Genomic DNA, 22,926 nt, shown 5'->3' on the forward strand with positions numbered 1-22,926 from the left:
GGAGGGAGACCTTGAACCCCCTCAGGAACCTGTACCTGGCGTAACCCCTCCTCCTCACCTCCTTCCCCCTGGCGTACCCGGGGGGAGGTCCTCTCCGCCTCCTCCAGGGCCCTCCTCTCGATCTCAGCCACCGTTTCATTCAATAGCGCGTCCTTCCCAAGTAACTCGGGGACGAGCGAGGTCACCACGTGATTGAATGAGTGTCTCATGGTATGACCTAGCGCTCGTCCCCTTTTCGTGTACTGATGTAGGATCAATTAAGTCACTTTCATTCTATAGAAACAAATAGAAATCGCAATGGAGCCCTGAATCGCCCTCGTTGAGATTACACCTTAGTTATGATAATAACACTTCATGTTATTCCTTAGGAATAAGTAGCACTTTAACCTCTTTAACTTTACTAAGCTCGTGATCACTAGTTACAGCAGTTGAATTTGTACTTTTGGCAGATGCCAGTAAGAACGCGTCTCCTAAGGAGAGGTTATACTTAATTTTCAACTTGGCCGCGCTTTTAATTATGTCCTCGCTGTTAACATCTATTAGCTTAAATGTATCCCTGATCAAGGTATATTTAAATAGAGATTCCCTCCAGCCTTTGACTTTTGCGTACGAATAAAGGAATTCTGTAAGATTTACCGAATTTACAAAAGCTTCGCTCACGTTTTTCTCTATTATCTCTTTGGCCTTGTTATTTCCATAAAAATACAAAATTAATGTAGAGGCGTCAAGTACTACTTTCACGTTCTCTTCTCCTCTCCTCTTCCAGAATGTTTAAAGCTTTTATTGCATCTTTGTCACTACCAAAGTATTTTCTAATATCACCACGAGGAAATATATAAATTCCCTCATCATCAACTATAACGTTAACTTCGTCACCTTCTTCCAAGTTGAATTTTTCTCTTATCTCCTTTGGTATTACAATAATACCTTTCTTATGAACCTTCAGTGTATACATATAAAAGAATATCCTCATGAATGCTTTAAGTTTAACTTTACTTATCCTTAAGTTAAACAAAGACTGAATTTCAACTGTATAAAAGTTTAAATTAATAACTCATTCTTCTCTCTATGATAATTTATAAGCAACAGAGAAAATGCTAATCATTGTAAAATTCTTCTCATTTTATTTACACTTTGTAAAAGGGAATATAAGGTCGAAATTGTTTATAAGATTACAATAAGTCTTTTAAATGAGATTGTAAGTTTAAAGCAAGGATGATAAAGTACAGCACAGAGTGGATGTATCTCGTAATACCGTTTAACATGGCAATAGGGCCAATTTCCACTTTAGTCACTTTACAAATTTTAACCCTTGGTGGTAATGCCATAGATGTAGCTTACGTAATTTCTCTTAGGTAACGCAGTATTAATTCCTGCATCAATAATATGGGGTTTCTTGACTGATAGAATGGACAGGAAAAAGCAGATATTATTAAGCTTTGCAGGAACTGCACTACCCTTACTATTAATGCCTTTCTTTAATTCAATTTCCTTCGTTGCTATTAATTATTCCCTGTTAGTTTTCATGAGCACAGCATCAACTACACCTTTCAACCTATTAGTTATGGAATCTGCAGAGAAAAAACATTGGGGTTCGCTGTTTTCCAAGTTCTCTTTCTTCTCCTCCATTGGTATGTTGTTAGGTTTGCTTGCCTCAACTTTTCTAGTTATTTTTCTAAAAATTTACGAAGTAGAGGAAATTCTAGGCATATTAACTCTGGGAACTTTGATTGCCGGATTCAAGCTGGTTCCTAGGAGAATATCAGGGGCCTTGTAGCTCTCTATAAGCTTATACGACATCAACCCGCCTACCATGATGTAAATCATTTTTCTAAATCTGACCTCCTCCCCGCCCTAAACGGTAGACCCAAAATCATATTATGAAAAATAACTCCAGCAGGATAATATCGATTCATAGCGAATAACAGGATTTATAAGAGTATTAAGAATTCAGTTGAAGAAAGGTTTAAGGTGAGGGAGATGTGGTATTACCGTGTGGGAGATCAAGATGGTAACACCGGTTCTCCCTCACCAAAACAACGTTCAACAAATAGGATATAAATTACTTTCCATGCTGAACTTCAAGGGAAAGAGAGGGGAAGAGGTGGCGAGAACCCTCATCTCGGCCTGTCTGTGGAACGATTCAGTAGAGAACAAGTCGAGGGCGTATGGCGTGTCCCCACAGACCGTGAGGAATTACGTGGAGGAGCAAGGGGTGGAAGTGGTGGAAAAGCTGTTGGAACAAGTGAGGAAAATATCCTTGGAGACGCTGAAGGGAGTCAAGGAGATAGACGTCTCAATAGACTGGATAACCAAGACCTGGTACGGGAAAACGGTGGGAGGGCTCGGGAGTTCGGAGGAGGGAAACTCTTGGAACTACGCAACTGCGACGACCAAAGATGGGAAAGTGCTCCTACTGGCCTTCGTCACACTAGTCAAGGGGATGACCAAGGATGAGGTCGTGAAGGCCCTCGTGGAGCGAGTCGTCGCCATGGGGTTCAAGGTGAGGTTGATGACTCTCGACGCTGGCTTCTACACTGTAGACGTGCTCAACTTCGTTTCGCAGTTCAAGTACGTAATTGCCGTCCCTGTTGGTGATGTTAAGGTCTACCAGGAGTTCGACGGCGAGTACGAGACGAACAGTAAGAGGCACAGGAGGGACGAGCAGGTCAAGTTCAGGCTTTTGGTCTACGGTAGGGAGAAGGGGAAGAGGAAGAAGGTTGTTTACTTCGCTAGGGCTACGAACCTCGACCTACCGAAGGGGGAGGTGTTGGACTTGTACAACAAGGTGAGGGGTCCCATAGAGACCTCTCACCGGAACATCAAGGCTTTTCTCCCATTCACCAGTTCCACCAAGTTCGTCTTCCGCACGTTGATCTTCGTGCTGGCCGTGGCCTTCTACTCCCTGTACACCGTGTTCAAGGGGGAGGTGAGGAGGGAGCAGTTCAGGATACTCCTAATACTCTTGTTTTCTGATGATTTATTCTATCTAAAAGATTCTCTATTTAAATCAATAAAACCGCTTATTAATAATATAGATTTATTTTCAAGGAGGTGATTTTGGGTCTACCGAGAAGGGGCGAGGCTTGTCGTTAGTTTTATCATGCGTTCGACTATTACACTATCACGTAAACACTAAAATGCTGTCTAGCAGTCATGAGATTACTCCAGGGAGGCTGGGTTTTACGCCCTCAGATCCCCTCCGTTAGAGGGATTTGCCCCACAACTGGGGCATGTTACCCTTGACGAGACTTTAGTCATCTTTATATCAAAGCCCACATAAAACAACTTAATGGATGAGCTTGCGTCCCTAATAGCTTCAGGCAATCTCCACCTGGCACTGAAGAAACTCCAAGAGGTCGTGAGCCAAAATCCAACAAAGGACTCCTATGCCTTATTGGGAAAGGTCCTCTTAGAGCTTGGTAGAGACGAGGAGGCCCTAGATGCCTTCATTAACGCAGGGGACTTTGAGTCCGCAGCAAAGATACTCGTCTCCATGGGAAGTTTTGACAAGGTCTTGTCATTGCTCGAGAGCAAGAGCGGTAAGGAAGTGAGCCTCATCAAGGCCCTGATATTCATGAGAACGGAGAAGTTCGATTCAGCCCTCAAGGAGTTAGAGGGGAAGGAGGATGAGTTTAGGAATGAAGCTATCTTCCACAAGGTCAAGGGGATATCGGAGTATGCTACCAAGAGGTTCTACGAGGCCATCAGGGATCTCACCAGGAGTATAATGCTCTATCCACTAGACGCTGAATTGTATTACTATAGGGCCTTGACCAGGTTGGCCTTGGGGGATGAAGCTGGGGCTGAACGGGACCTGAACATGGCCATAAACCTGAACCCTTACTATGCCGAGGCATACCTTAGTAAGGGTATAATCACGGAGAACAGAGGTGATACGGAGAGTGCTATATCCTTTTATTCAAGGAGTATAGAGCTCAAGCCTAACTACAAGGAAGCTTACTTAAGGAGATCCAGGGCATACCTGAAGCTGGGCAAGCTGGAGGAGTCCAGGAAAGATGAGGAGAAGTCTAGATAACTTAGTATGGACCTTCGCAGTCGAAACCAGGGTCATCGTGCTTTGGATTACATAGGGGAAGAGCAAGACGATGTCATACCTCACGATAAAAGAGGGTTCTAGAACATCCTTCCAGTGAAGAGGATTAAGGGCCTCCCCAGAAATGATTCGATGAGCGAACACAACTTAAATCAGCAGTTAAGGGTAGAGTGCGAGGTCTACGGGTACTAGGATCGTCCTAGCCCTGAAGTCACGGAAACTAGGTCAATTCCCATAATGGGTCGTCGGTGGAGTAAGGTACACCTCACCGAACCTAGCCCAAGTGTCCTGGTAACGCTTACCCCATCGATTATCGGCATTAATGTATTGACCACCAAAATCGATGTCAACAATTATATTCCGCCCTGATTCTGGGGATATCCGAGGGAGATTCTCGTGAGTGTTGGGACATCTAAATCCTGGGGCTATTCCCCCCACCGACGAAGTTTTCCACACCGCATTTTAACATTGTGACGATCACGTTAAGCTCGCCTAAGAATTACCCTTGACCATATAAGCCAGTTCGAAAGGGAGTCTGAGCCAATTAACAGCAGTTATTAGATTTTGCCTTGATTACAGGGCGATATTTAAGGGAAAGTCCCATAACTGCTGCAATTAAGAAACCAAAGCGTGGAAGTAAAGGACAGGCTCCAATGAGGATGAAGTTTGAAGTGACACAGGTATCAACGACTTGTTTTGATCCAACTGTGAGATGTTTACGACGCTGAACGTTATGACAAAACTCTTGGAGGAACTCCCAGGAACCATAAGGTTCAACGAACTGTTGGTGACCTGAGGAGTTACACCTAAAGTCGCTGAGGTTACGTAGATCGGTTGAGATCCGTAGTTCACAACTGTCACGTTGAGGTAAACCTTACCGCCTTCAAAACTAAGGGTAGGTATACCCTTGACGGAGAGGACGGACTGGGAACTATAACTTCTAAACATGGTGAAGCCGAGGAGGGCTACAGAGAGAGTTAGGGATACCGCCACTATTAGTAATATTACCACAGTTATGGAGTCCGAAATGCCTTTCCTTTTCCTCGCTTTTACCATGACCTTCTGAGCTTTAGACATCACTTAATAAGGAGGAAAAATTCTATATAAGCGTTTCTGTATACGGAGAGTTGTTTTCACCCTGGCTCACCGAGGACACTCTCGGTGTTGAGGAATTCAATCCTTCGTAGGTTGCCTCTATCTCCTCATGATTACCGTGATTTTATGACATCTACTGAGGTTCTAATGTGATATCACTTTTCGCTTTCATTTTTCATAAATAATGACGTTGTAATAAATTTAGAGCCTTATCAATCCCGTGGAGTTTGGGTTTCCTCTTTAAACAAATTGATAACTGCGACACGCAAACTGTGACCGTTGGGTTTGTGGGATGAGAAGGATACCAATACACTCGAGGACTATGCGACCATGACGCCACACCGAGTAGTGTCGCTACGGCTAGTTCAACGATGGATTGATTGTAAGCGAGAAACGAATTAAAAGGAGATGAGCCAAACGCTCTCTGATACAAATCTATTGCGGGTTTACAGTTCAATGTACCGGTGTACTCAAGTCTGAATTCATGACGTAGCTAAAACCGCTCATTTGACTTTTTATTTCTAAATAAATAGTGCTAGATTGGGCCAGCTCCAGCATCAAAGGTTGACGGGTAATATTCATGAGGGGTAATATCCTGAAACTACCGTCTCGCTTCTAAATTGCAAAATCAGGACTTCTCTTGCAGGCAAGTTAATATCGCTAAGGTGTGAAAAGGGTATATGTTGCACTATAATGGGCGATTCAGGACTCCATTGCGATTTCTATTTGTTTCTATAGAATGAAAGTGACTTAATTGATCCTACGTCAGTACACGAAAAGGGGACGAGCGCTAGGTCATACCATGAGGTGTCCAATCACGTGGTGACCGCGCTCCTCTTTGAGGTAGTTGGGGAGGACGCGCCATTAAATGAATGACAGCAGTTATGGGATTTTACCTTAACTTAAAGATTTTCATCAGCCCCGACGGTCCGCCTAAATGACGTTCAACGAACCTGAGGAACACCTCCACGCTCCTCAGGTTCAGCTCCCTATCAAATCCCTGACGACGTTGGTCACGGTGAAGATCGTGAGGTAACCCTGAAGCCTCTCCCTCCTCCAGAACGAGGAGTCCCAGGGCCTTGACGTCCCTTGGAGGTCCTCGATCTCCCACCCGACAGGCCTCCTCCTCGCTGAGCGAGAGGTCGGTCGTGTAGAGGTACCTGGCGTGTGTCCCAGAGTCACGTTTATGTTCCCGGACTAGCAACTTCACCGTAATCGCTCGGCCTCCCAGGGTCAGGGAGACGAAGTAGACTCCAGGGGGTATCCCACTCGGAGGTGTCCCTCCACCTCCTCGAGGGTCCCCTGGGCCGACTCGACCCTGAGCTCGGTTGGACTTGAGCTCAGACACTACGTTGTCCGTCACGAGCTTCTCGGACAGTACTGGGGTCGAAGACGACCCTGGCTACCGGAAGCGCTCCTTGAGCACGTCCAACGTCTGGCCAAGTCGATCTTGGTCTTGAACTCGTTGACCATCCCCAAATCCAACATCTTCCTCACGACGTAGGGGAAACCGTGAACGTCCTGCCCGTGGAGAGGTCCACTATGGCGACCGTGAGGAGCTTGGCCCTCTCGAACCTCCCGTGGGTGTGGCAGTAGATCCAGTGGTTCTCAGGGGCTCACGTCCTTCCCCTGGAGTATTGTGGTCCACGGTGTCGTCCATGATGACGATCTGACCCTTCACCAGTCTGACAGGACCTCCAGTCCCTCCACGCGTCGTCGAGTTCTCCCAACGTCCCCAGCAGGTTTGCGTAGTCCAACCCGAACGTCTCGGCCGCGTTCCTCACGCTGGCCCTCCCACCTACCAGGACCATGAGGACTAGCGCCAACCCGACCTTCCTGCTCCTCCCGTTCCTCCTGACCACGCCCAGCCTGTTGACCGCCTTGACCAGCCTCTCCCTAGCCAACTCGATCTGTCCCTTTCCGCATCTTTTCAGCAGGAAGACGTGGAAAAATAAAAACTTCTCGCTAATACCGACTTTTCCGTATTACCTCCCTAAGATTCCCACAACTGCTGTACACAGTACCACGAAACGTTTATTACGCGTCAACCCATCTATGATAATAGATGGTCATGCTTGAGTTCGACACTTCCCTCACTGGGGAAGAGGTGAGTTTACTGGAAGCCCTGAACAGAAGGGCCGATTTTGTGCTCGACGAGTATAAGGACTACTTCAAGGCACTGGCTGAGTTCGAGAAGACCGGGGTCCTGAAGCTGAAGGGTAAGGAGATATACGTGAGCAAACGCATCAGACCCATGAAGAGCCTCCCATGATCTCTTCGATTATCTTCTGAATTTCGCGCACAGGTTCCTCATCATCTTTCGGAGGGTTCTCGGAGGCTTCAGCAAGAACCCTCATCAATGACGAAACCTTGTCCTCTCTGAGCTTGACGTCCTTCCCAAGGAGTTCCGAGAGGATAGTCAACATCACTGCGATAGCGGTTCTCTTGTTTCCATCCAAGAAGATAGGACGGACAGCGAGACGATAAGTCAACAGCGCCAGGCTCCTGCTGACGCTCTTGTTGAGAGCGAAATCGTTCATGGCGGATTCGAAGGCTATCCATATCTCGAATGGGTTGAGAAGGATGAAGTACTCTCCCACGAAGCTCTTGTTCAACCTCACTATCAACGAGTCCGTCTCGAGCAACGTGTCGTACCAGAGGCTGGTCTCCTTCAGTAACGTGTAGAGTATCTTGGGATATCTACTCTCCATGGATAAAATTGATATAGACTAGGTTATAATTTTAGACGGCTCAGGTGTCAGTTAACTCGTTAGGTAGTGATTAGATCACCTTAACTTGGGCTTAATCCTCTTCATGGTAATAGGAATGTTTTATGTTCGTCTATTCTCGACCTTCACCGAGAGAACAGGATCTCTCACATCGTGTAAGCTCTGCCCAAGAGGGTGGGAGTGACCCGGAGATGGTGACCGGCAACCTTCAAGTCGAAGGAGTCCCTCGACCCACTTACCATAGATAGGTGAGGGCTAAAACACTCGATCGTGAGTGAAGATAGAGTGATCCGGTGACAGTGTAAGGACAAAAAGGTGACCCTAGGGAGGTACGTGCATGAGGATTCTTAGCACTGGATGGAGCGTACTCAGGCTAGGAACTTCCCTGGACCATGTCTCGTTAAATGCCTCGCTAAATGGAACTTAATTGGAAATAAAAAAGATTTCATAGAGCTAATCAGGTCTAGGACGCCGGTCTAGAGTCTATTCTGCAGAAAAGTAGGGAGTAAAGTTCCCTTCATGTGGGAGTTACTGCTTTAATATCATCAAACTATGAAACTACTTTAATGATGCCTCACAGAAGAGGAATAAAGAATTTTACAACAAATATTGAGCTTGTTTACAGCTTACACAGGAACTCGAGGTTATCGCTCCAGCTACGCCCAGTGACGTCATCTAGGAGCCGACGTCAGATTATCCCAACGGTAATTCCGCACCCTTCAATTGACGAGTTAACTGGGAGTTAACTATACCAAGTAATATCATCTCTATAAGGAGAGTTTAGAAATTACGTTAGCTCTAGTGGAAGTTGAGGGAAACTGGATCGGTAGAGGAATTTCCAGTAATATTGACCTTGGGTGATACTCCTGAGAAAGTGTGGTGAGAGGTAGCCCAATTACTTGGGGAGAGTCCACCAAACTCACGGGTCAAACTCCACTGTGTATGGTGGAAACTCAGTTCAGTGGTTATGGGATTCCTCGTTATGATTGGTCTTAAAGATAAGGTAAAGTCTTCATAAAAAGTGTATAGAATAATATTGTAAAGTTCCCTCATAGTGTAGCCGTTTAGCTATAGATCTTGATACCAATACCTTCCTAAATGTTGAGTGTTTTATCTCGAAGCTCCTTTTATCAGTCTTGCTGGTCCTCTCTAACCTGGGCTATCCTAGGGAAAAGTCGAGAGATACGTTTGGTCTGCTGGAGAAGTGTATGGTTATTCAACGGGATCCCGCTTGACCGTCAGGGACGTATTGATGGTCCCTCTTTAGAGTCACCCCATGTGACACATTGAGATCCAAGGCGTTAAGTAATATAGGAACCTTGAGAGGCAGTGCCGTTCCGTCCCTGACGGATCACGGGATTTCCAGTTGGAGGACATCTGTGGCCGACGCCTCTCATAGCTGCTACCCTGAGGGAAAGAGTGTTGATGGTGCACTCTAAATGAGAGTCATAGCTTTTGTGTGGATTGAGCGGTAACCTCTCAGTATCGTTTTGACTTGGTATAGCAGTTATTAGATTTCGGCTTAACTTTAAAGGCCATTAAACGAAGAATCCCCTAACTACCGTTGGCCAAAACGCTAGGACAAGGGAAATAAGAGGTTGCGTGCCTGTGGGATAGGGCTAGGGAACAGGCTAAGGGTAAGGCCTTCATGAAGTTGGTGATGTTTGGATTTACGTAGAATTGCTCTCTTCACAAGTTCATTACGTAAGCAGTTATTAGGTTCGCCTTGACTACGGAATGATATTTTGGGCTGAATACTTTTCCACGTCAAAATGTTTTTATCTTTGTTTATTACAATTTTTGATTAAATAGAGCTCCTATACCGTGTAAGCTCCGCCCAAAAGGGAGCGACGACAGGGACTTGAGCCCTTTGCCGTTGGGCTCCCAGGAGTCCTGTGATCCACCTACCGTACAGCAGTTGTGGGATTTTTCCTTAGGTAGCGCCCTGTAATCAGGGTAAAATCTGATAACTGCTGTACCGTAATTTGTAGATGGCCGAGGGCTAAGTTCCTACACTCGATCATGATTGAACACAAAATGATTGGAATGAAGGTGTTGGGACAAACGGAGAGTTCCATAAAACCATTTCAGTAGTTTCATCTACACCTCCAGGAGTCTTTACGTCTTATCTCGCTTTAGGGACTAGCGTTAGACGAGGAGATATTCCTAATGACGGGCTTTCCTCTCACAAATATTCAACATGCAAATATTTACGGCTAACTGACTACATTATTAATAAACAACTTCTAGCTCTCTATGGTTAAAATTAATAGTATTTTCTCAAACATAAGATGGCAAATAAAATGAAATGAGCAGGTGTCATCAGATATTACGCTCCTTTGGTGATACCCATCGGCTTAGTTAGTTTGAGCTAGCCCAAGCTTGACATGTCGCCTCTGGAATAATATCTAAAATTTATTCGATTTCCAGGAAGATACCAGTCGATCCATCAGTGTATCCATTTACCTATGAACCGCATAAACGGTTAGACAAGTTCAGGATTCTCCTCCGTCGGCTTCATTGAACCGACTTTACGATCCAGTAGTTCCCCCAGCGGATCGTATTAAAAGTGCATCTATCCTCGCCGTAACGCTTCCCGGGAACGATCAGTGAAATCAGGAGTGGTATGATCAGTCTTTGAGTCATCCGTTCCCTCATGTCCTCATGAGAAGATTTTAAGTTATCCTCAACCGTATTTCCGTGGAGTACGTTCTCAAGGGAAACGTGATATATGACGAACTGGGGAAAATTGCAGAGGTTAGGAGGGAGGAGCAGTTCAGGACGGATAAGATCGAGATAGTAGGTAACGCGTTCAAGATATCCCTGGAGAGAGAAGGAATGAGATTTCGGATCCTCAAGGATGGGTCCCAGGTTGGCACTGAGAGGAGAGGACTTACCATACGCTATCAAGCTACGACGTATAGGGTAAGTAGAGGACAACTCACGAAGTTCGTGAGAGGAAGCAGTAACGAACTGCGGGTAGATGGTGACCCCTGGTTCTTCGTGATAAGGAGAGAGGGAGAGGAGCTTAAGGCCTTGGGAAATGCTAACCCCGACGTTATGATGATATATCTGGCCCTTCTGATCCCTTACCTGAAGCCGGTTAGAGTGGTGAGTAAGTCCGTTCCTAGGGAGTACAGTATATCTTCCTCCATCTTGAGCGCGTTGGCACTGGCGTCCTTAACTATTCCAGCGTTCACTCGGTCTCAGGAAGCGAGCCTCATTGCATATGTAATCTTCCTGATCTCAGCCATACTCTCTGTTGTAGTTAGGACAGTGGGTAGGAGGAGAACTAGAGAGAGTCTGGCTTCTAGGTAAGAGTCTCATCGCTCCAGCCTCAAAAACATGAGTTCCAAATTCACAGAATTCCCTCCCCTCTTCACTCCTCCAGGAAGTACACCATAGGTTTTGAACCCGACCTTTTCATAGAGTTTCTTTGCAGCGAGGTTATTGGAGAAAACCTCCAGAGTAATGACCTCAAATCTTCCCCTACAACCCTCAATGGTCTTCAAAAGTAATGCCTTCCCCACCCCTTTTCCCCTATAATTCCTGTTAACGTGCATGCCTAGATTACCTATATGTGAAAGCTCTATCCTCTTCGATCTCCTCCTTACCTCGCACATTCCCACAATCCTCTTGTCAGCCTCAGCTACATACGCCACGGCATCGCCCTCCAACATGGACGAGTAGAGGTCTGCGAACCACTTAAACTCTGACGGTAAGCTGGGTCTTTGGGGAGGTGTGGTGATCCCCAACCAAGGATTTATATCCATCTCGTCCAATAAAGAGTAGTAATTTGATATGACTTGGTCTGCATCTTCCCATCTGACTTCCCTGATCTCGTATTGCAAACCGGTCATTTCGCCAACCATTTTAGGTGATCAGTAGAACTAGAGCTTATGAGCTCTTGCGTGGGTAGGAACTGGCATAGCTTTTATGAGCTTAGGTCTCTTGTTCAGAGATAGCACGGGCTCCTACGGGAAATCTCCCCCTGACTGTAGGGAGACCAGTTACACCTCCAGGCATCATCTCCTCCCTCCAAGAGTTCTCTACTCTCGCAAAGATACAGCCAGGACGAGTCGAACCTTGTATAGACCAGCTAGGTTTACGGTAGATAATGCACGGTAAACGAGATGAGGAGAAAGTAACTCAAGGAGAGGAGGAAACTCTCCAGTTTACCTAGTTTACCGTCCAGGATCACCAGAGTGCCCAATACGTTGGAGATCAGAGTGAGCAGGAGGTAGGGTCCTCTAACAGGTATTGAAATTAAGCCCACGAGTCCCAGCAGGAAGGTGATGTTTTGGATCTTACTACCGAAGTAGCTTAGTAGGGCTGAAGATCCACCTTCCCTACTCCTCATGGCTAATCTCAGCGCTGAGACCCCCTCCTCCAGTTCTGCAACTACGGGAGTGAGGATCATGGCCAGGTAAGTATCTGAGGTCCCTAAGCTGAGGCTCAATTTTTCCAGTTGACCCACGAAGAGTGGAGATAGTATCAGCATAAGAATGCCTCCCCCCAATATCTCCAGGACAGACACTGGACTCACCCTCTTCCCGGACTCGTTCCTCCCTCGGACCCTGTGAAGTAAATAATATCCGTAGAGGGCGAAGAGGGGAAGGGACGTGAGGGGAGTCAGACGTCCGTAAACGTACACTACTGCCAAGAACAACGTGGAAAGTGATATCACTCCCAACTCATGGGAGTAATCTCCTCCCATTCTCAGCTCGTCCTTCCACTTGAAGTTGTAAACTAACCCGACAAGTCCTATTCCCAGCGTCAGTAGTACTATGTTTCCACCGATGGCTGAACCCAAAGCGACGTCTCCCTTGTCCTCCAGGAGGGCGGTGATCACTACTATCGTCTCAGGGAGAGAGGTGAGGGTTCCTAAAACTACTCCGCTGGCCATTCCCTGGCCTAAACCCATGTTGAGTTTCTCTACTCCCCTAGCCAAGAGCTCTGCCGATAGTGCCATTAATCCTATCAACAGGAACAATAACCACATCGTTTTCCCCTAAATTATGAGGAGGGCCAACCCTACAGCGGTCAACAGGACGAAGAGGGCGAAGATAGAGTTCATCACGTACCTAGACCTATACGTGTTGTTCTCTAGGTCCCTCTCGACCAGAAGGTAGAGTAAAAGACCGTAGCCGATCACCGCTCCACCCAACACTATCATGGCTTCTCCGAAGATCACTGAGTTCCCTGATCCCTTTACACCCTTGATCAGTTGGAGGAAGAGGGCGAACTTGGCTATGACGAAACCGAAGCCTATCAAAGCTATGCCAGTTCTGACCCAGGCAAGGAAGGTCCTCTCGTTTGCCATGTGATCGGAAGGGGAAGGCATACTAATAAGAGGATGACGGAGTAAAAAGGGTTTGACTTAAAGGTATCTCTTCAGTACCGACATGGGGTCTGACAGGTTCGCCGTAAGCAGTGCCTCCTCAGGGCTGTGACCGAAGGCAAACGCTAGCAACTGAGTGAAGTAAACCAGTGGCATCCTTAGGTCTTTACCGTACTTCTCAGCTATCTTGTTCATGTTGGTCTCTATGGCGACGTGACCTAACGGGCAGTCCGTTATTAGGAGTTCTGCACCATTCCGCTTGGCCTCCTTGAGTATCCTAGCCTCAAGGTGTAAGGAAGTTGGGAGATCAGAATACACATGAGGACCTCCACAGCATATGGTCTTAGCTTCGAAGGGTACTACCTCCGCTCCCAGGGCAGTGAGTAGTTCATCCATGAAGACTGGTCTCTCCGGGTCGTCCTTCAGTTTCATGTATCCAGTGAGCGTGTATGCCTTTGGCCTCGTGTAGAGACATCCGTAATAGGGAGCTACCTTAAGCCCGGCGAGGGGTCTCTTGACTCTTGCCTTAACTCCCTCGGGCCCCACAGTATTGTAGATGAATTCCACTGCATGTATCATGAGGAGTTGCATGTCGTACTGCTTCTCACCCATTTTCTCCAAGTAAACGTTAACCTTCTCTCTCAGTTTCGGATACCTGGTCATGAAGTACTGAGTCCTCGACAGGGAGTAATGACAACCTGGACAGGCTGACATGACTGCGTTAGCTCCCATCTGCCTAGCTAAGGAGAGGTTCCTCGCAGGTAAGAGTAGTCCTGCCATGGTATTCACGTTCTTGACCTCGAGAGCTCCACAGCAGTTATAGTCGTCTATCTTCTCGTACTCTAGTCCCAGATCCCTGGTCACAAGTTGCAACGTTACGTCATATGCCTTACCGAGCCCGTCCAGAGCGCATCCCGGGTAGAGGGCTACCTTGCCGTATGGGTTAATGGTCTGGGTCACTCTGGAACCACCTCCTCCTTCATTGCCTCCTCCAACACAGGCTTTATTCTATCCCAGTTCTTCACCCTGTTGGGTTTCATGAGGTCCTTTATCAGGCCTGACTTCATGAGTGGTCCCATCATGGTTATCAGATCCCTTAAGCTCATGGTCACAAAACCGGCCTTAGCTGATGCCCCTCCCAAGAGGAGTTCACTTATTCTCCCACCGTTCTTCATCACAGTCTCCAGGAAGAGCTCGTCAAAGATCGTTCCTGGATCCCTTTTGACCAGACCATGCTTAAGAAGATAATTATGGATAGAGTGTACCACCTCCTCCACGAGTACTCCCTTGGGACACCTGTGAGTACACTTTTGGCAGGACACGCATCGCCACAGACTGTCCTGTAACTCTATCAGTGCCTGTTTATCGCCTTTCCTGGCTAGATCTATGAATCTCCTAGGACTGTAGTTGGGGTCATATTCTCTCATGGTACACCCAGAGGTACAGGTACCACATTGCCAGCACAGGCTTATGGTAGCTCCCTCAATTGTGTTGGCTATCTCGTCCCAGACGCTTTGGTCATAACCCGTCTGAGTCCTCTCTATCATGAATGCATTCCATGTTCCGTCTAACTCCACTCCGTCCACAATTACCTTATCCTTTTGGATTAGACCTTTTATGATTGGTTTTTCCAGATTAGGTATGGGCAAGTTTTATCACCTTGAGATATGGTTTCAGGCCCATAACCAGGGCCGTGGTCGTGAGGTGCGTGGGTATCAACCCCGCGGCCTTCTTATCCACCGCGAGGTGGGTCGTGTAATCTAAGTACCTCACGTACGCGTAAACGAGAAAAATTGAAGTGGAGTAATAGTTACCTCCTGAGGAGAGACCGAAGATCTCCAGGATCCTCCTCAATTCATTGATAGCTGAGAGGAATTCACCCTCGTTCTTCAGTGTCACACCGTCCTTTAGCACGTAATTTATGGAACCCGTGTTTCTGCTGGGGTTCCATATCCATCTCGTCCAGAGCGGATAAGACTCCGGCTCCAGATAGTGGATTACCTCCTTGGCCAGATCCTCCATGTCCTCTTGATCTCCGCCCTTAACCCTTGAGGTGAACTCCGCTATTCTCTCCCCGTACTCCTTTTCTCTCTCCTTCAGCACAAGGAAAGCTTGTCTAAACGAGGGGAGACCAGTCTTGGCGAGAACGTCACCGAAGTGTTTCTTGGCGTAAAATACGGACTCGAAGATCTTCTTCATCTCCTCTTCTGAACTTACCTCTGTCTCCCTCAGGAACTTTGACTTAAGCTCCATGGCCTCCATTATGAGCTTCAAAGACTTCTTGGCGTCCCCAGAAGCCGTGTTATTTACGTCAACGTTGAGCATAGCGTTGAATATTTCCCTCACGTAATCCACGTTTAAAAAAGTGGAACTAATGATGGGTCACCTCGATTCTCTTCTTCGCGAAGTCAGATTCGTCCCATATGCCTCTAGTTACGTACTCATATGCCTTCATGGCCGCTGCGTAGCCTTCAGTAATGGAGTCTGATATCGTCTTGGGACCAGTTATGGCTCCTGCCAAGAATATTCCCTTCCTGGTGGACTGAACCGGTAGCCTGTCTGGATCCAGAGGTTTGACGAAACCATGCTCTTCAAGCTCCAAGCCTAACGTTTTAGCGACCTGTTTCGAGCCAAGACCTAACTCCATACCATTGGCTAAGATCACCATGTCGTAAGGAACTACGAGGGCCCTGTTGAGGTTCATGGTATCCTCGCCCTTTATTATAACGGTATCGTTGGGACCTCTCATGAACTCTGAGATCCTGCCCCTGATGTATCCTACCCTATACTCTAACTGCGACTTCCAGTACAATTTGTCTTCCATGAGCCCGTAGGTCCTTATGTCCATGTAGTAAATATGAACCACTGCGTCTGGAACCCTCTCCTTGATCTCCATGGCCTGTTTCGTGGAGACCGCACAACAGACCCTAGAGCAATAGGTATTCCCTACCGTAGCGTCCCTGGAACCCACACACAGCAGTATGGCCACCCTCTTTGGAGGTGTGCCCTTAGTCGTCACCAGCTTGTTCTCCGATAACATCCTCTCTATGTCAGATATCTGATAGATGTTAGGAATGATGCCGTAACCATATTCATATTTCCTCCTGGAATCGAAGTGCTCAAACCCAGAGGCAGCTATGACGGCGTTAACTTTCTCGTTAACTATCTTACCTGATTTGTCCTTAATGGAGACCGTGAATCCCTTATCCTCCTCCTTTATCCCCTCCACTATACTCTCCATGTAAGTCTTGACCCCACTGTTCTCTACTCCCTTGATGAGGGGATCCAGTACCTCACTTGCAGGTCTCAGTTCTGGAAAGAGTAAGCTGTACTTAAGTTTCTTTGGGGTACCTCCCAGGTAGGACTCTCTCTCCACCAGGACTACGTCCACTCCCATGTTCCTAAGTTCCTTGGTAGCTGAGAGACCAGCTGGACCCGAACCTATCACGAGAACCTTTTCCCCGGCCAAATTCCCACTCTCGCCTCTTTTTTAATAAAAATAATTAAAAAGGTTTACTTAGAGCTTGTTGACTTCTGTCCCTCACCCTTATACCACTTCACTCTCTCTGGTACTGAGAGGTAGAAGTCGATCTTCCTGTGGGGCTTGTACAGATACTCTGGTTCGGCCTTTCCTTCCCTTAGGTCTGCCAAGTATTGAATGAACTTCTCCTTATAGTCGTCAACGTCTACCCCTATCTTTCTCATGAAGCCCTCTACGTCAGTGGCGTGCCAGTGAATCTGTGCTATCTTATATGGATCTGCACCCATAGCGATAGCGGCGAACTGTGCGTCGGCCAGAACCGGGAGGTTATAGTTGAATCCATGAGCCTTGCCGGCCCACTGGCTCTTATCTAACGTGGTTACACATCCTGTGTCTGAGGTAACGAAGACGTCTGCCTTCCCTTCCTCAACCGCAGGGATGACCTTCTTGAATAGGGCGAAGCTTCTGGAGAACTCCCTCTCAGTCAGGATGTGCCTAAAGCCGAAACCGCAGCAGTCCCACCAGGTCGAATAATCCACTAACTTGGCTCCGAAGTTCTGTACCGTCCCACTTGGAGCAGCTGGTCTTCTCCCCTGGAACACATCGGGGTCATATATGGTGTCCTCAGGGACGAGCTTGTACACGTGACACGGTGTGTGAACGGCTGCCCTCACCTCGTTCAGGTTATACTTCCTCTGTTGTGCGGCCTTCTTGCTCATAGTGTAGAGCCACTCAGAGTAGTGCACAACTTCCTCTGGGATGACGATGTCCATGTCCATCTTCCTCATTATGGGCCTTAACTTCTCCCTGATCTCCTTGTGCAAAACCAACATGTTCCTGATTTCCTTGTAGTGACCGAAGGAAGTTCCACAGTGTATTAGCGGGAAGTAATCTATCTCGTATGCCCTCCACATGTTCCTAACGTAAACTCCAGCTAGAGCTACTGGGTTGGAAGCACCAGACGCGTGGTAGTTCCAGCCCGTACAGGAGGTCTGATGTGGTTCGTCCATGTAGTCTACTTCCATCTTGTTCATCATCCAGAAGACCGAAGTGGGATAACCGGGTATGTGACCACACTGTCCACAGCTCTTGTGTTGCCACAGCCTTGTCGTAGGAATGACCTTGGGGAAGCCGTTCAGGGTTTGCATCTTTACAGGATTGTTATAGGGCTTAATGTGATGTATTATTATCTCCCCCTTGTCTTCTAGCTTGTACAGTTCCTCCTTCACGTGGTTTAATCCGTGGGGAGTACTATACCTATATATTATCCTCTGGTAAACCTCGTTCCAATCCATGGTATCTGTCATGGGGAAGGCTTCCTTTATGCCCTCCTCTATCTTCTTATCTACCTCTTGAGCTGACAAACTATGCACCTTCTAACATTATATATTGGTCAGGGTTAAATACTTTACTTATTAAACATTTTATGTAACTATGAAAGATATTACAATTGTACCGAAACTAGCAAAATAATGGCAAAAAAAGCTTTAGGCTAAAGGCAAAAAAGTTAGAGATCTAACCAACTGTCGGGTAATTCGCTTTCGTCAAGTTCTCCCTTCTCCCACTTCTGCTTTATCTCCTCTAGCTGGGACTTCCTCTCCTCATAGATGTCCATTATCATGTCGTAAAGGTCCTTGTCTACTCCCTTAAGCGAGTCCATGACACCTGACTCTATCATGATGGTCATCATCTCCACTGCAGTCTGTAAGGAGGGATGCCAGCCTATATCGGTCCTTTGCATCAGGTCAACAGGTATGGCCTTCCTATAAACGTCCATGTTCTTGGACTCTTCAACTGCCTGAGGACCCCAGTCTGGGAATGAATCTGGTTGGATCATATCTGGGGTAACTTGGTTGCCCATGGTCAGGACTGTGTATAGGACTCTCCTGTACGGGGCAAGGATCTCCTTAGCTGAGGGTAGGGCAAACTTTACGGCATACTCCCTGAGGACCATAATGAGTCCTGCAATTTCGTTGTTGAATGGACACCTCATGGAACAGGTATAGCATTGGACGCATGCCCACACCTTCTTGTTTGTGAACTCCCATATCTTATCCACCTCGTCCCTCATCATGTACTGTATCATCTCTCTTGGACCGAAGTCGTAAAACTTGGCTGCGGGACAACCTGAGGTGCACACTCCACAGTTTAAGCATCCCCTTAGATACTCGTTAAACCTGAAGTCTGACTTCACGGACTCCCAGAACTTTATGGCTATCTCTCTATCTTGGGGGTTCAGATTTGATAATAGATTTCTTTCCTCCTCCGGTACAGGTCCCTGTACGTCATAGGCCATGTCCAGGAACCTGGGGTCGTCCGGGAGTTGTAATATACCCTTAGCTTGAGCCATCTACATCCGTATAATAATGAGAAATGGGGACTTATAAGTTTTGTTAAAAAAAATCTAAAATAAAATAAGTTATTTGGCCCTCTTCACTAGTATCCTAGTCACGCCACCCTGCTGCTGTATATCTAGGATTTGGTGTCCTGTCCTCCTAGCCCAAGCCTCTATGTCAGGCTTGGCAGCAGGATCTGTGGCCAGAACCTCCAGGACTTCTCCTACGTTTATTTGCTTGATGGCCTTAGCGGTCTCCATGACGGGGCCAGGACAATACATCCCTTTTACGTCTAGGGTTTTGGCTATTCTAATCTCCTGCGACATTTAGATCACCTCATATAAAGAGGGTTATACCACCTTCGGCCCTATCTAAGAAGGTAGCAACGCCCACAACTTCATCCACGAAGTCCGCTAGATCCTCCTTCTTCATGCCGAAGAATTCCATAGTGGTAGAACATGCGAAAACCTTAACCTCCCCCACATCCTTAGCCTCCTTCACCAGTTGGTGCCACATGGGGAACTTCATTTCTTGCATCCTCTTCATCATCATGGGGCCCATCTGCTCGTAGTTCTTGTCTATCTGGGGCTGTGAGCTCATTCCTCTCTTGCTAATTGCGTTCAACCCCCAGAAGGTGAAGAAAAGGTTTACCTCGTATCCCGAAGCTGCAGCACCTGAAGCCAGGATGCCTACTGGCATAAGCTTATCTACTGTGCCCGAAAAGACGATTATTGAGAGTTTCTTTCCTGCCAAACTTTCACCAAAATCTCTTTTATATTAAAAATATTTAAGCTTTGTGGTCTTGTTTAATATCTAAAAAATCACTTTAAAATCCTGGGTAGTCTGCTCTAGAGCAGAGCGAGGAACCACATGAATATGTTTGATAAAAAATATAAGTAAGCTAAATTAAATAATCCCGAGGGAGAGTCTTGGCACAAACTCAAACTGAGCAAACGCAGGAGGAACAGAAGAAAAAGATACTCATCGTAGTAACGCACGGCCCAGAGGACCTCGACAGAACATATGCCCCTCTGTTCATGGCGTCCATTTCCGCCTCAATGGAATATGAGACCTCAGTGTTCTTCATGATCAAGGGACCTCTGTTATTGTCTAAGAAGTGGCAGGAAGAAGAACGAAAGAAGGGAGGTAATCCGTTCATACACTTCTTCGATATGGCGAAGGATAACAACGTGAAGATGTACGTATGCGTGCAGAGTCTGAAGGATATGTGCCACATGAATGAGAGCGACGTAGTAGACGGAGTGGAGCTAGTAGGCGGATCCACACTAATAGACCTCACTCTGGACGCAGACAGAACACTGTTCTTCTGATGCCCATGAAATATGATGTAGTAGTGATAGGAGGAGGCTCTGCTGGGTACGTAGCTGGAAGTGTACTAGCCAGAAACGGTAAGAAAGTTCTAGTAGTGGAAAAAGATAGGTTCGGGGGCGTCTGCGTAAGGTCCGGTTGCGCCCCCAGTATTTTTTTGTATGATGCCTCTTTTTTCTTAACAAGATTTACGGAGCTTGGAAACTATAAGGGTATCTCCATTGACGTTAAAGCCAAGGATCCTTTCAAGAAACGTAATGAGGTAGTGGATTACCTTTCAACTGCGGGTGAGAAATTAGTTGAGGACGCTGGAGCAGATGTGATTAAGGGGGAGGCTAGGATAAGTGGGAATTCATCTCTGTTGATTGATGGAAAGGAGGTTGAGTTCGATCGTGTAGTGATAGCTACAGGTTCGTCACCCTCCTTGCCGTGTATTAAGGGTGTGGAACAGGGTATCACTGAGGATGAAGCTGTAAACCTGAGTTTCACCCCCACAGATATGGTAGTGATAGGAGGGGGATTCGCTGGTGTGGAGATAGCACAGTTTTACGCCAGATTGGGTTCCACAGTCTCACTCATAACTAGGGGGAGAATCCTAAAGTGCCTAAGTGAAGATGCTAGGAACGCTATCCTCACCTCCCTCGAATGGGACGGAGTTAAGGTAATCGAGAACTGTGAACCGAGGGAGCAGGACGGAAAGGTGGTGAAGGCCACTTGCGGAGAGTTGAAGGGAGAGGTAACGGTTTACGCTACCGGGAGGAAGCCTAACTTTCCCGTGGGCCTCAACCTACTTGACGTGAATTACAACTCTAGGGGAATAGTTACAGACCAATCTATGAGGACGAGCAACCCTAAGGTGTGGGCGGCAGGAGACGTGGTAGATAAGGAGAGAAAGGTTGCCCATTCGGCAATGATGGAAGGATTCATTTCCTCGCTGAATATCCTTGGGAGAGAATTGAGGATAGATCGACTTCCGGTTCCCCACGTGATATATACAGACCCTCAGGTCGCAGTTGTGGGAGATGTTAATTTGGCAACTTCATTTAGGAGATTCCCAATAAATGCCTCAACGAGGGCAATAATTTATGGACTCACCGAGGGATACACGAAGCTTGGCATCGACAGAGAGAATAGGGTTGTGTACGGAGAGGTAGTTTCGAATAATGCAGAAGAGATAGTTAATCTTCTAGTACTCGCGATCAAGTTGAGGATGAAAGTCGAGGAACTAGCGTTGCTTCCCTTGGTCCATCCTTCAGTTTCGGAAGTAATCTCTAATGCTGCTAGAGCTTTCTTAAACCTCGATGTTGATGTATATAGGGAGAAAAGGTGAACCTGAAGGAATATCTTGAAAAGAAGAACTTCCGATATCGAGTTAATGAAGGTATAGAGGAGATCTACATGGACGACTATGTATTCTACATCAAGAACAACACTCTCCACATCCCTATTCCCCTTCCCACTGGAAGAGAAAACCTTGATGAACTAGTGACCATGGGGACGTTTTACGCTAGGGCCTCGAGGCTGGTTCAGGGATTGAAGGGGAAGGTCGAGTATGAGTTGAGAGAAACTACTGTGGAAGTCGTAGTTAATTTCACTTGCAGAGAGGAGCTGGAACAGAAACTAATTAATGCCCTGGAGGGAATTGAGAGTCTGAGGTATTTCATGTGAGCTACGATTACGTAATTAGACAATACCTTAAGGCGATCAAGGACATAACGTTACGCCACTGTAAGGCTTCCGATTTCGTGGAATTTTTCCGAAGTGAATCTATCAGGATAGAAGATGAGGGAAATTGCCAAAAGCCGGAAATACATGTTTATCTCAGTGATGGAAAGTATTTCTCCTATTACGGGATACCATCTATGAACGAGCTATGGCCTTTCTTGAACGCCTTGGTCCGAGGATCCACCGGTGCAATACAGCTAGACTCTGAGGAACTGCAGTTGGCCAAGAAGGTTAAAGGTGACATTAAGCTCTTCGTCACACCTGAGTGCACAAAGTGTCCCATTACGGCGGAACTACTGTATCAAGTCGCCTTAGTCAACAGGAACGTTAAGCTTGAGGTTGTGGACTCCGAGCTCTATGACGATTTAAGCAAGAAATATCGCGTGATGAACGTTCCCAAGATAATATTAAATGAAAAAGTGGAAATTCCTGGAGGATTTCCTCCACATATAGTACTTAAGATGTTAGCTAAGTCCAGTGAAGCTACATCATGACGCGTCTGGAGAGACAACTTTAACTCCTCGCCTCTCCGCTTCAGCCTTGACCTTCTCGTCAGATGCTATTAGTATGGCTTGAAGATCCGAGGCTACCATTATAGCCTCCGCCTCATGAATGGGTAACTCACCGTGAGAGAACACCTTGTGCGAATAGGCCCTCACCCAAACTCCCTTATCTAAGGCGAAATCTATATCAAGGTTATTCTTGAGAGCGTATGAGACACCGAATGTGGTTATTACCAACTTGTATTGGGAGAACTTGCTTAGGATCTCCTTAAGTCTCGGATAGGAACTAGGGGATATGACGGCGTACATATTCATCAAAATTATTTAAGT

General features: G+C 46.7%; 24 protein-coding genes and 3 pseudogenes. 9 read left to right on the forward strand and 18 right to left on the reverse strand.

Translation table 11 applies throughout. From position 1 onward, the window contains the following. From METMK1DRAFT_RS11690 to METMK1DRAFT_RS11700, 3 genes and pseudogenes are all read right to left on the reverse strand, one after another. Positions 1-209 (reverse strand): annotated as a pseudogene (locus tag METMK1DRAFT_RS11690) (IS256 family transposase); the annotation flags it as partial. A 148-nt stretch (positions 210-357) separates the two neighbouring features. After that, positions 358-741 (reverse strand): type II toxin-antitoxin system VapC family toxin, encoded by a 384-nt coding sequence (locus tag METMK1DRAFT_RS11695; RefSeq protein ID WP_009074418.1) that lies wholly within the window; start codon positions 739-741, stop codon positions 358-360. After that, complete coding sequence (locus METMK1DRAFT_RS11700) at positions 725-955, reverse strand: AbrB/MazE/SpoVT family DNA-binding domain-containing protein (protein WP_172634144.1); 231 nt, start codon at positions 953-955, stop codon at positions 725-727. The genes METMK1DRAFT_RS11695 and METMK1DRAFT_RS11700 overlap by 17 nt, the downstream gene beginning before the upstream one ends. A 260-nt stretch (positions 956-1,215) precedes the next feature. Between METMK1DRAFT_RS11700 and METMK1DRAFT_RS19750 the strand changes: the two are divergent. The 3 genes and pseudogenes from METMK1DRAFT_RS19750 to METMK1DRAFT_RS11715 form a co-directional block, all read left to right on the forward strand. Beyond that, positions 1,216-1,762, forward strand: a pseudogene (locus METMK1DRAFT_RS19750) (MFS transporter); the annotation flags it as partial. 246 nt (positions 1,763-2,008) lie between these two features. After that, positions 2,009-3,058 carry an ISH3 family transposase gene (locus METMK1DRAFT_RS11710; RefSeq protein ID WP_009074422.1) on the forward strand — a complete coding sequence of 350 codons (1,050 nt, stop codon included), beginning with the start codon at positions 2,009-2,011 and terminating at the stop codon, positions 3,056-3,058. A 234-nt stretch (positions 3,059-3,292) separates the two neighbouring features. Next, positions 3,293-4,039 carry a tetratricopeptide repeat protein gene (locus tag METMK1DRAFT_RS11715; protein WP_009074424.1) on the forward strand — a complete coding sequence of 249 codons (747 nt, stop codon included), beginning with the start codon at positions 3,293-3,295 and terminating at the stop codon, positions 4,037-4,039. Positions 4,040-4,672: 633 nt separating this feature from the next. Here the strand turns inward: METMK1DRAFT_RS11715 and METMK1DRAFT_RS11720 are convergent. After that, on the reverse strand, positions 4,673-5,134 hold the full coding sequence (locus tag METMK1DRAFT_RS11720) for a TRAPPC13 family protein (protein WP_009074426.1): 462 nt from the start codon (positions 5,132-5,134) through the stop codon (positions 4,673-4,675). Between the two features lie 910 nt (positions 5,135-6,044). Further along, positions 6,045-7,086: pseudogene (locus tag METMK1DRAFT_RS17870) on the reverse strand (IS701 family transposase). 131 nt (positions 7,087-7,217) lie between these two features. Between METMK1DRAFT_RS17870 and METMK1DRAFT_RS11735 the strand changes: the two are divergent. Continuing rightward, entirely contained in the window at positions 7,218-7,424 is a 207-nt protein-coding gene (locus METMK1DRAFT_RS11735; RefSeq protein ID WP_009074432.1) for a hypothetical protein, read from the forward strand. Here METMK1DRAFT_RS11735 and METMK1DRAFT_RS11740 read toward each other — a convergent pair. Continuing rightward, positions 7,399-7,863 carry a hypothetical protein gene (locus tag METMK1DRAFT_RS11740; protein WP_009074434.1) on the reverse strand — a complete coding sequence of 155 codons (465 nt, stop codon included), beginning with the start codon at positions 7,861-7,863 and terminating at the stop codon, positions 7,399-7,401. The genes METMK1DRAFT_RS11735 and METMK1DRAFT_RS11740 overlap by 26 nt on opposite strands. A 2,718-nt stretch (positions 7,864-10,581) precedes the next feature. Here METMK1DRAFT_RS11740 and METMK1DRAFT_RS11745 point away from each other — a divergent pair. Continuing rightward, positions 10,582-11,199 (forward strand): hypothetical protein, encoded by a 618-nt coding sequence (locus tag METMK1DRAFT_RS11745; RefSeq protein WP_009074436.1) that lies wholly within the window; start codon positions 10,582-10,584, stop codon positions 11,197-11,199. A gap of 5 nt (positions 11,200-11,204) precedes the next feature. Here METMK1DRAFT_RS11745 and METMK1DRAFT_RS11750 read toward each other — a convergent pair whose 3' ends face one another. The 11 genes from METMK1DRAFT_RS11750 to METMK1DRAFT_RS11800 form a co-directional block, all read right to left on the reverse strand. After that, positions 11,205-11,753 carry a GNAT family N-acetyltransferase gene (locus METMK1DRAFT_RS11750; RefSeq protein WP_082230052.1) on the reverse strand — a complete coding sequence of 183 codons (549 nt, stop codon included), beginning with the start codon at positions 11,751-11,753 and terminating at the stop codon, positions 11,205-11,207. Between the two features lie 233 nt (positions 11,754-11,986). Next, a complete protein-coding gene (locus METMK1DRAFT_RS11755; protein ID WP_009074440.1) occupies positions 11,987-12,883 on the reverse strand; it encodes a sodium:calcium antiporter in 897 nt (298 codons plus the stop codon). 9 nt (positions 12,884-12,892) lie between these two features. Further along, on the reverse strand, positions 12,893-13,225 hold the full coding sequence (locus METMK1DRAFT_RS11760; RefSeq protein ID WP_048087989.1) for a YidH family protein: 333 nt from the start codon (positions 13,223-13,225) through the stop codon (positions 12,893-12,895). A 36-nt stretch (positions 13,226-13,261) separates the two neighbouring features. Further along, positions 13,262-14,182: a CoB--CoM heterodisulfide reductase iron-sulfur subunit B family protein gene (locus tag METMK1DRAFT_RS11765; protein WP_009074443.1), complete on the reverse strand. Its 921-nt coding sequence runs from the start codon at positions 14,180-14,182 to the stop codon at positions 13,262-13,264. Then, on the reverse strand, positions 14,179-14,871 hold the full coding sequence (locus METMK1DRAFT_RS11770; protein WP_009074445.1) for a 4Fe-4S dicluster domain-containing protein: 693 nt from the start codon (positions 14,869-14,871) through the stop codon (positions 14,179-14,181). Before METMK1DRAFT_RS11770 ends, METMK1DRAFT_RS11765 begins: the two co-directional genes overlap by 4 nt. Then, the gene (locus METMK1DRAFT_RS11775; protein WP_048088088.1) at positions 14,858-15,547 is read right to left on the reverse strand and encodes a hypothetical protein; all 690 of its coding nucleotides are present in this window, start codon (positions 15,545-15,547) and stop codon (positions 14,858-14,860) included. The genes METMK1DRAFT_RS11770 and METMK1DRAFT_RS11775 overlap by 14 nt, the downstream gene beginning before the upstream one ends. A gap of 46 nt (positions 15,548-15,593) precedes the next feature. Further along, complete coding sequence (locus tag METMK1DRAFT_RS11780; RefSeq protein ID WP_009074449.1) at positions 15,594-16,691, reverse strand: CoB--CoM heterodisulfide reductase iron-sulfur subunit A family protein; 1,098 nt, start codon at positions 16,689-16,691, stop codon at positions 15,594-15,596. Positions 16,692-16,735: 44 nt separating this feature from the next. Then, positions 16,736-18,010: a heterodisulfide reductase-related iron-sulfur binding cluster gene (locus METMK1DRAFT_RS11785; RefSeq protein WP_425357387.1), complete on the reverse strand. Its 1,275-nt coding sequence runs from the start codon at positions 18,008-18,010 to the stop codon at positions 16,736-16,738. Positions 18,011-18,210: 200 nt separating this feature from the next. Then, positions 18,211-19,053, reverse strand: coding sequence for a 4Fe-4S dicluster domain-containing protein (locus METMK1DRAFT_RS11790; RefSeq protein WP_009074452.1), 843 nt, complete (start codon positions 19,051-19,053; stop codon positions 18,211-18,213). Positions 19,054-19,122: 69 nt separating this feature from the next. Further along, on the reverse strand, positions 19,123-19,365 hold the full coding sequence (locus METMK1DRAFT_RS11795) for a sulfurtransferase TusA family protein (RefSeq protein ID WP_009074453.1): 243 nt from the start codon (positions 19,363-19,365) through the stop codon (positions 19,123-19,125). 10 nt (positions 19,366-19,375) lie between these two features. Further along, complete coding sequence (locus tag METMK1DRAFT_RS11800; protein ID WP_009074454.1) at positions 19,376-19,792, reverse strand: DsrE/DsrF/DrsH-like family protein; 417 nt, start codon at positions 19,790-19,792, stop codon at positions 19,376-19,378. Between the two features lie 176 nt (positions 19,793-19,968). Between METMK1DRAFT_RS11800 and METMK1DRAFT_RS11805 the strand changes: the two genes are divergently transcribed. From METMK1DRAFT_RS11805 to METMK1DRAFT_RS11820, 4 genes are read left to right on the forward strand one after another with little or no spacing between them, the layout of a single operon-like run. Then, a complete protein-coding gene (locus METMK1DRAFT_RS11805; protein ID WP_009074455.1) occupies positions 19,969-20,370 on the forward strand; it encodes a DsrE family protein in 402 nt (133 codons plus the stop codon). A gap of 5 nt (positions 20,371-20,375) precedes the next feature. Beyond that, positions 20,376-21,698 (forward strand): dihydrolipoyl dehydrogenase family protein, encoded by a 1,323-nt coding sequence (locus METMK1DRAFT_RS11810; protein WP_048088089.1) that lies wholly within the window; start codon positions 20,376-20,378, stop codon positions 21,696-21,698. Next, on the forward strand, positions 21,695-22,036 hold the full coding sequence (locus METMK1DRAFT_RS11815; RefSeq protein ID WP_009074457.1) for a hypothetical protein: 342 nt from the start codon (positions 21,695-21,697) through the stop codon (positions 22,034-22,036). The genes METMK1DRAFT_RS11810 and METMK1DRAFT_RS11815 overlap by 4 nt, the downstream gene beginning before the upstream one ends. After that, entirely contained in the window at positions 22,033-22,587 is a 555-nt protein-coding gene (locus METMK1DRAFT_RS11820) for a thioredoxin family protein (RefSeq protein WP_009074458.1), read from the forward strand. The genes METMK1DRAFT_RS11815 and METMK1DRAFT_RS11820 overlap by 4 nt, the downstream gene beginning before the upstream one ends. On the opposite strand, the gene METMK1DRAFT_RS11825 is transcribed toward METMK1DRAFT_RS11820, so the two are convergent. Further along, positions 22,582-22,911, reverse strand: a complete 330-nt coding sequence (locus tag METMK1DRAFT_RS11825) for a PIN domain-containing protein (RefSeq protein WP_009074459.1) — start codon at positions 22,909-22,911, stop codon at positions 22,582-22,584. The genes METMK1DRAFT_RS11820 and METMK1DRAFT_RS11825 overlap by 6 nt on opposite strands. Positions 22,912-22,926 lie beyond the last annotated feature (15 nt).

This window comes from Metallosphaera yellowstonensis MK1, assembly GCF_000243315.1.
Classification (GTDB): domain Archaea; phylum Thermoproteota; class Thermoprotei_A; order Sulfolobales; family Sulfolobaceae; genus Metallosphaera; species Metallosphaera yellowstonensis.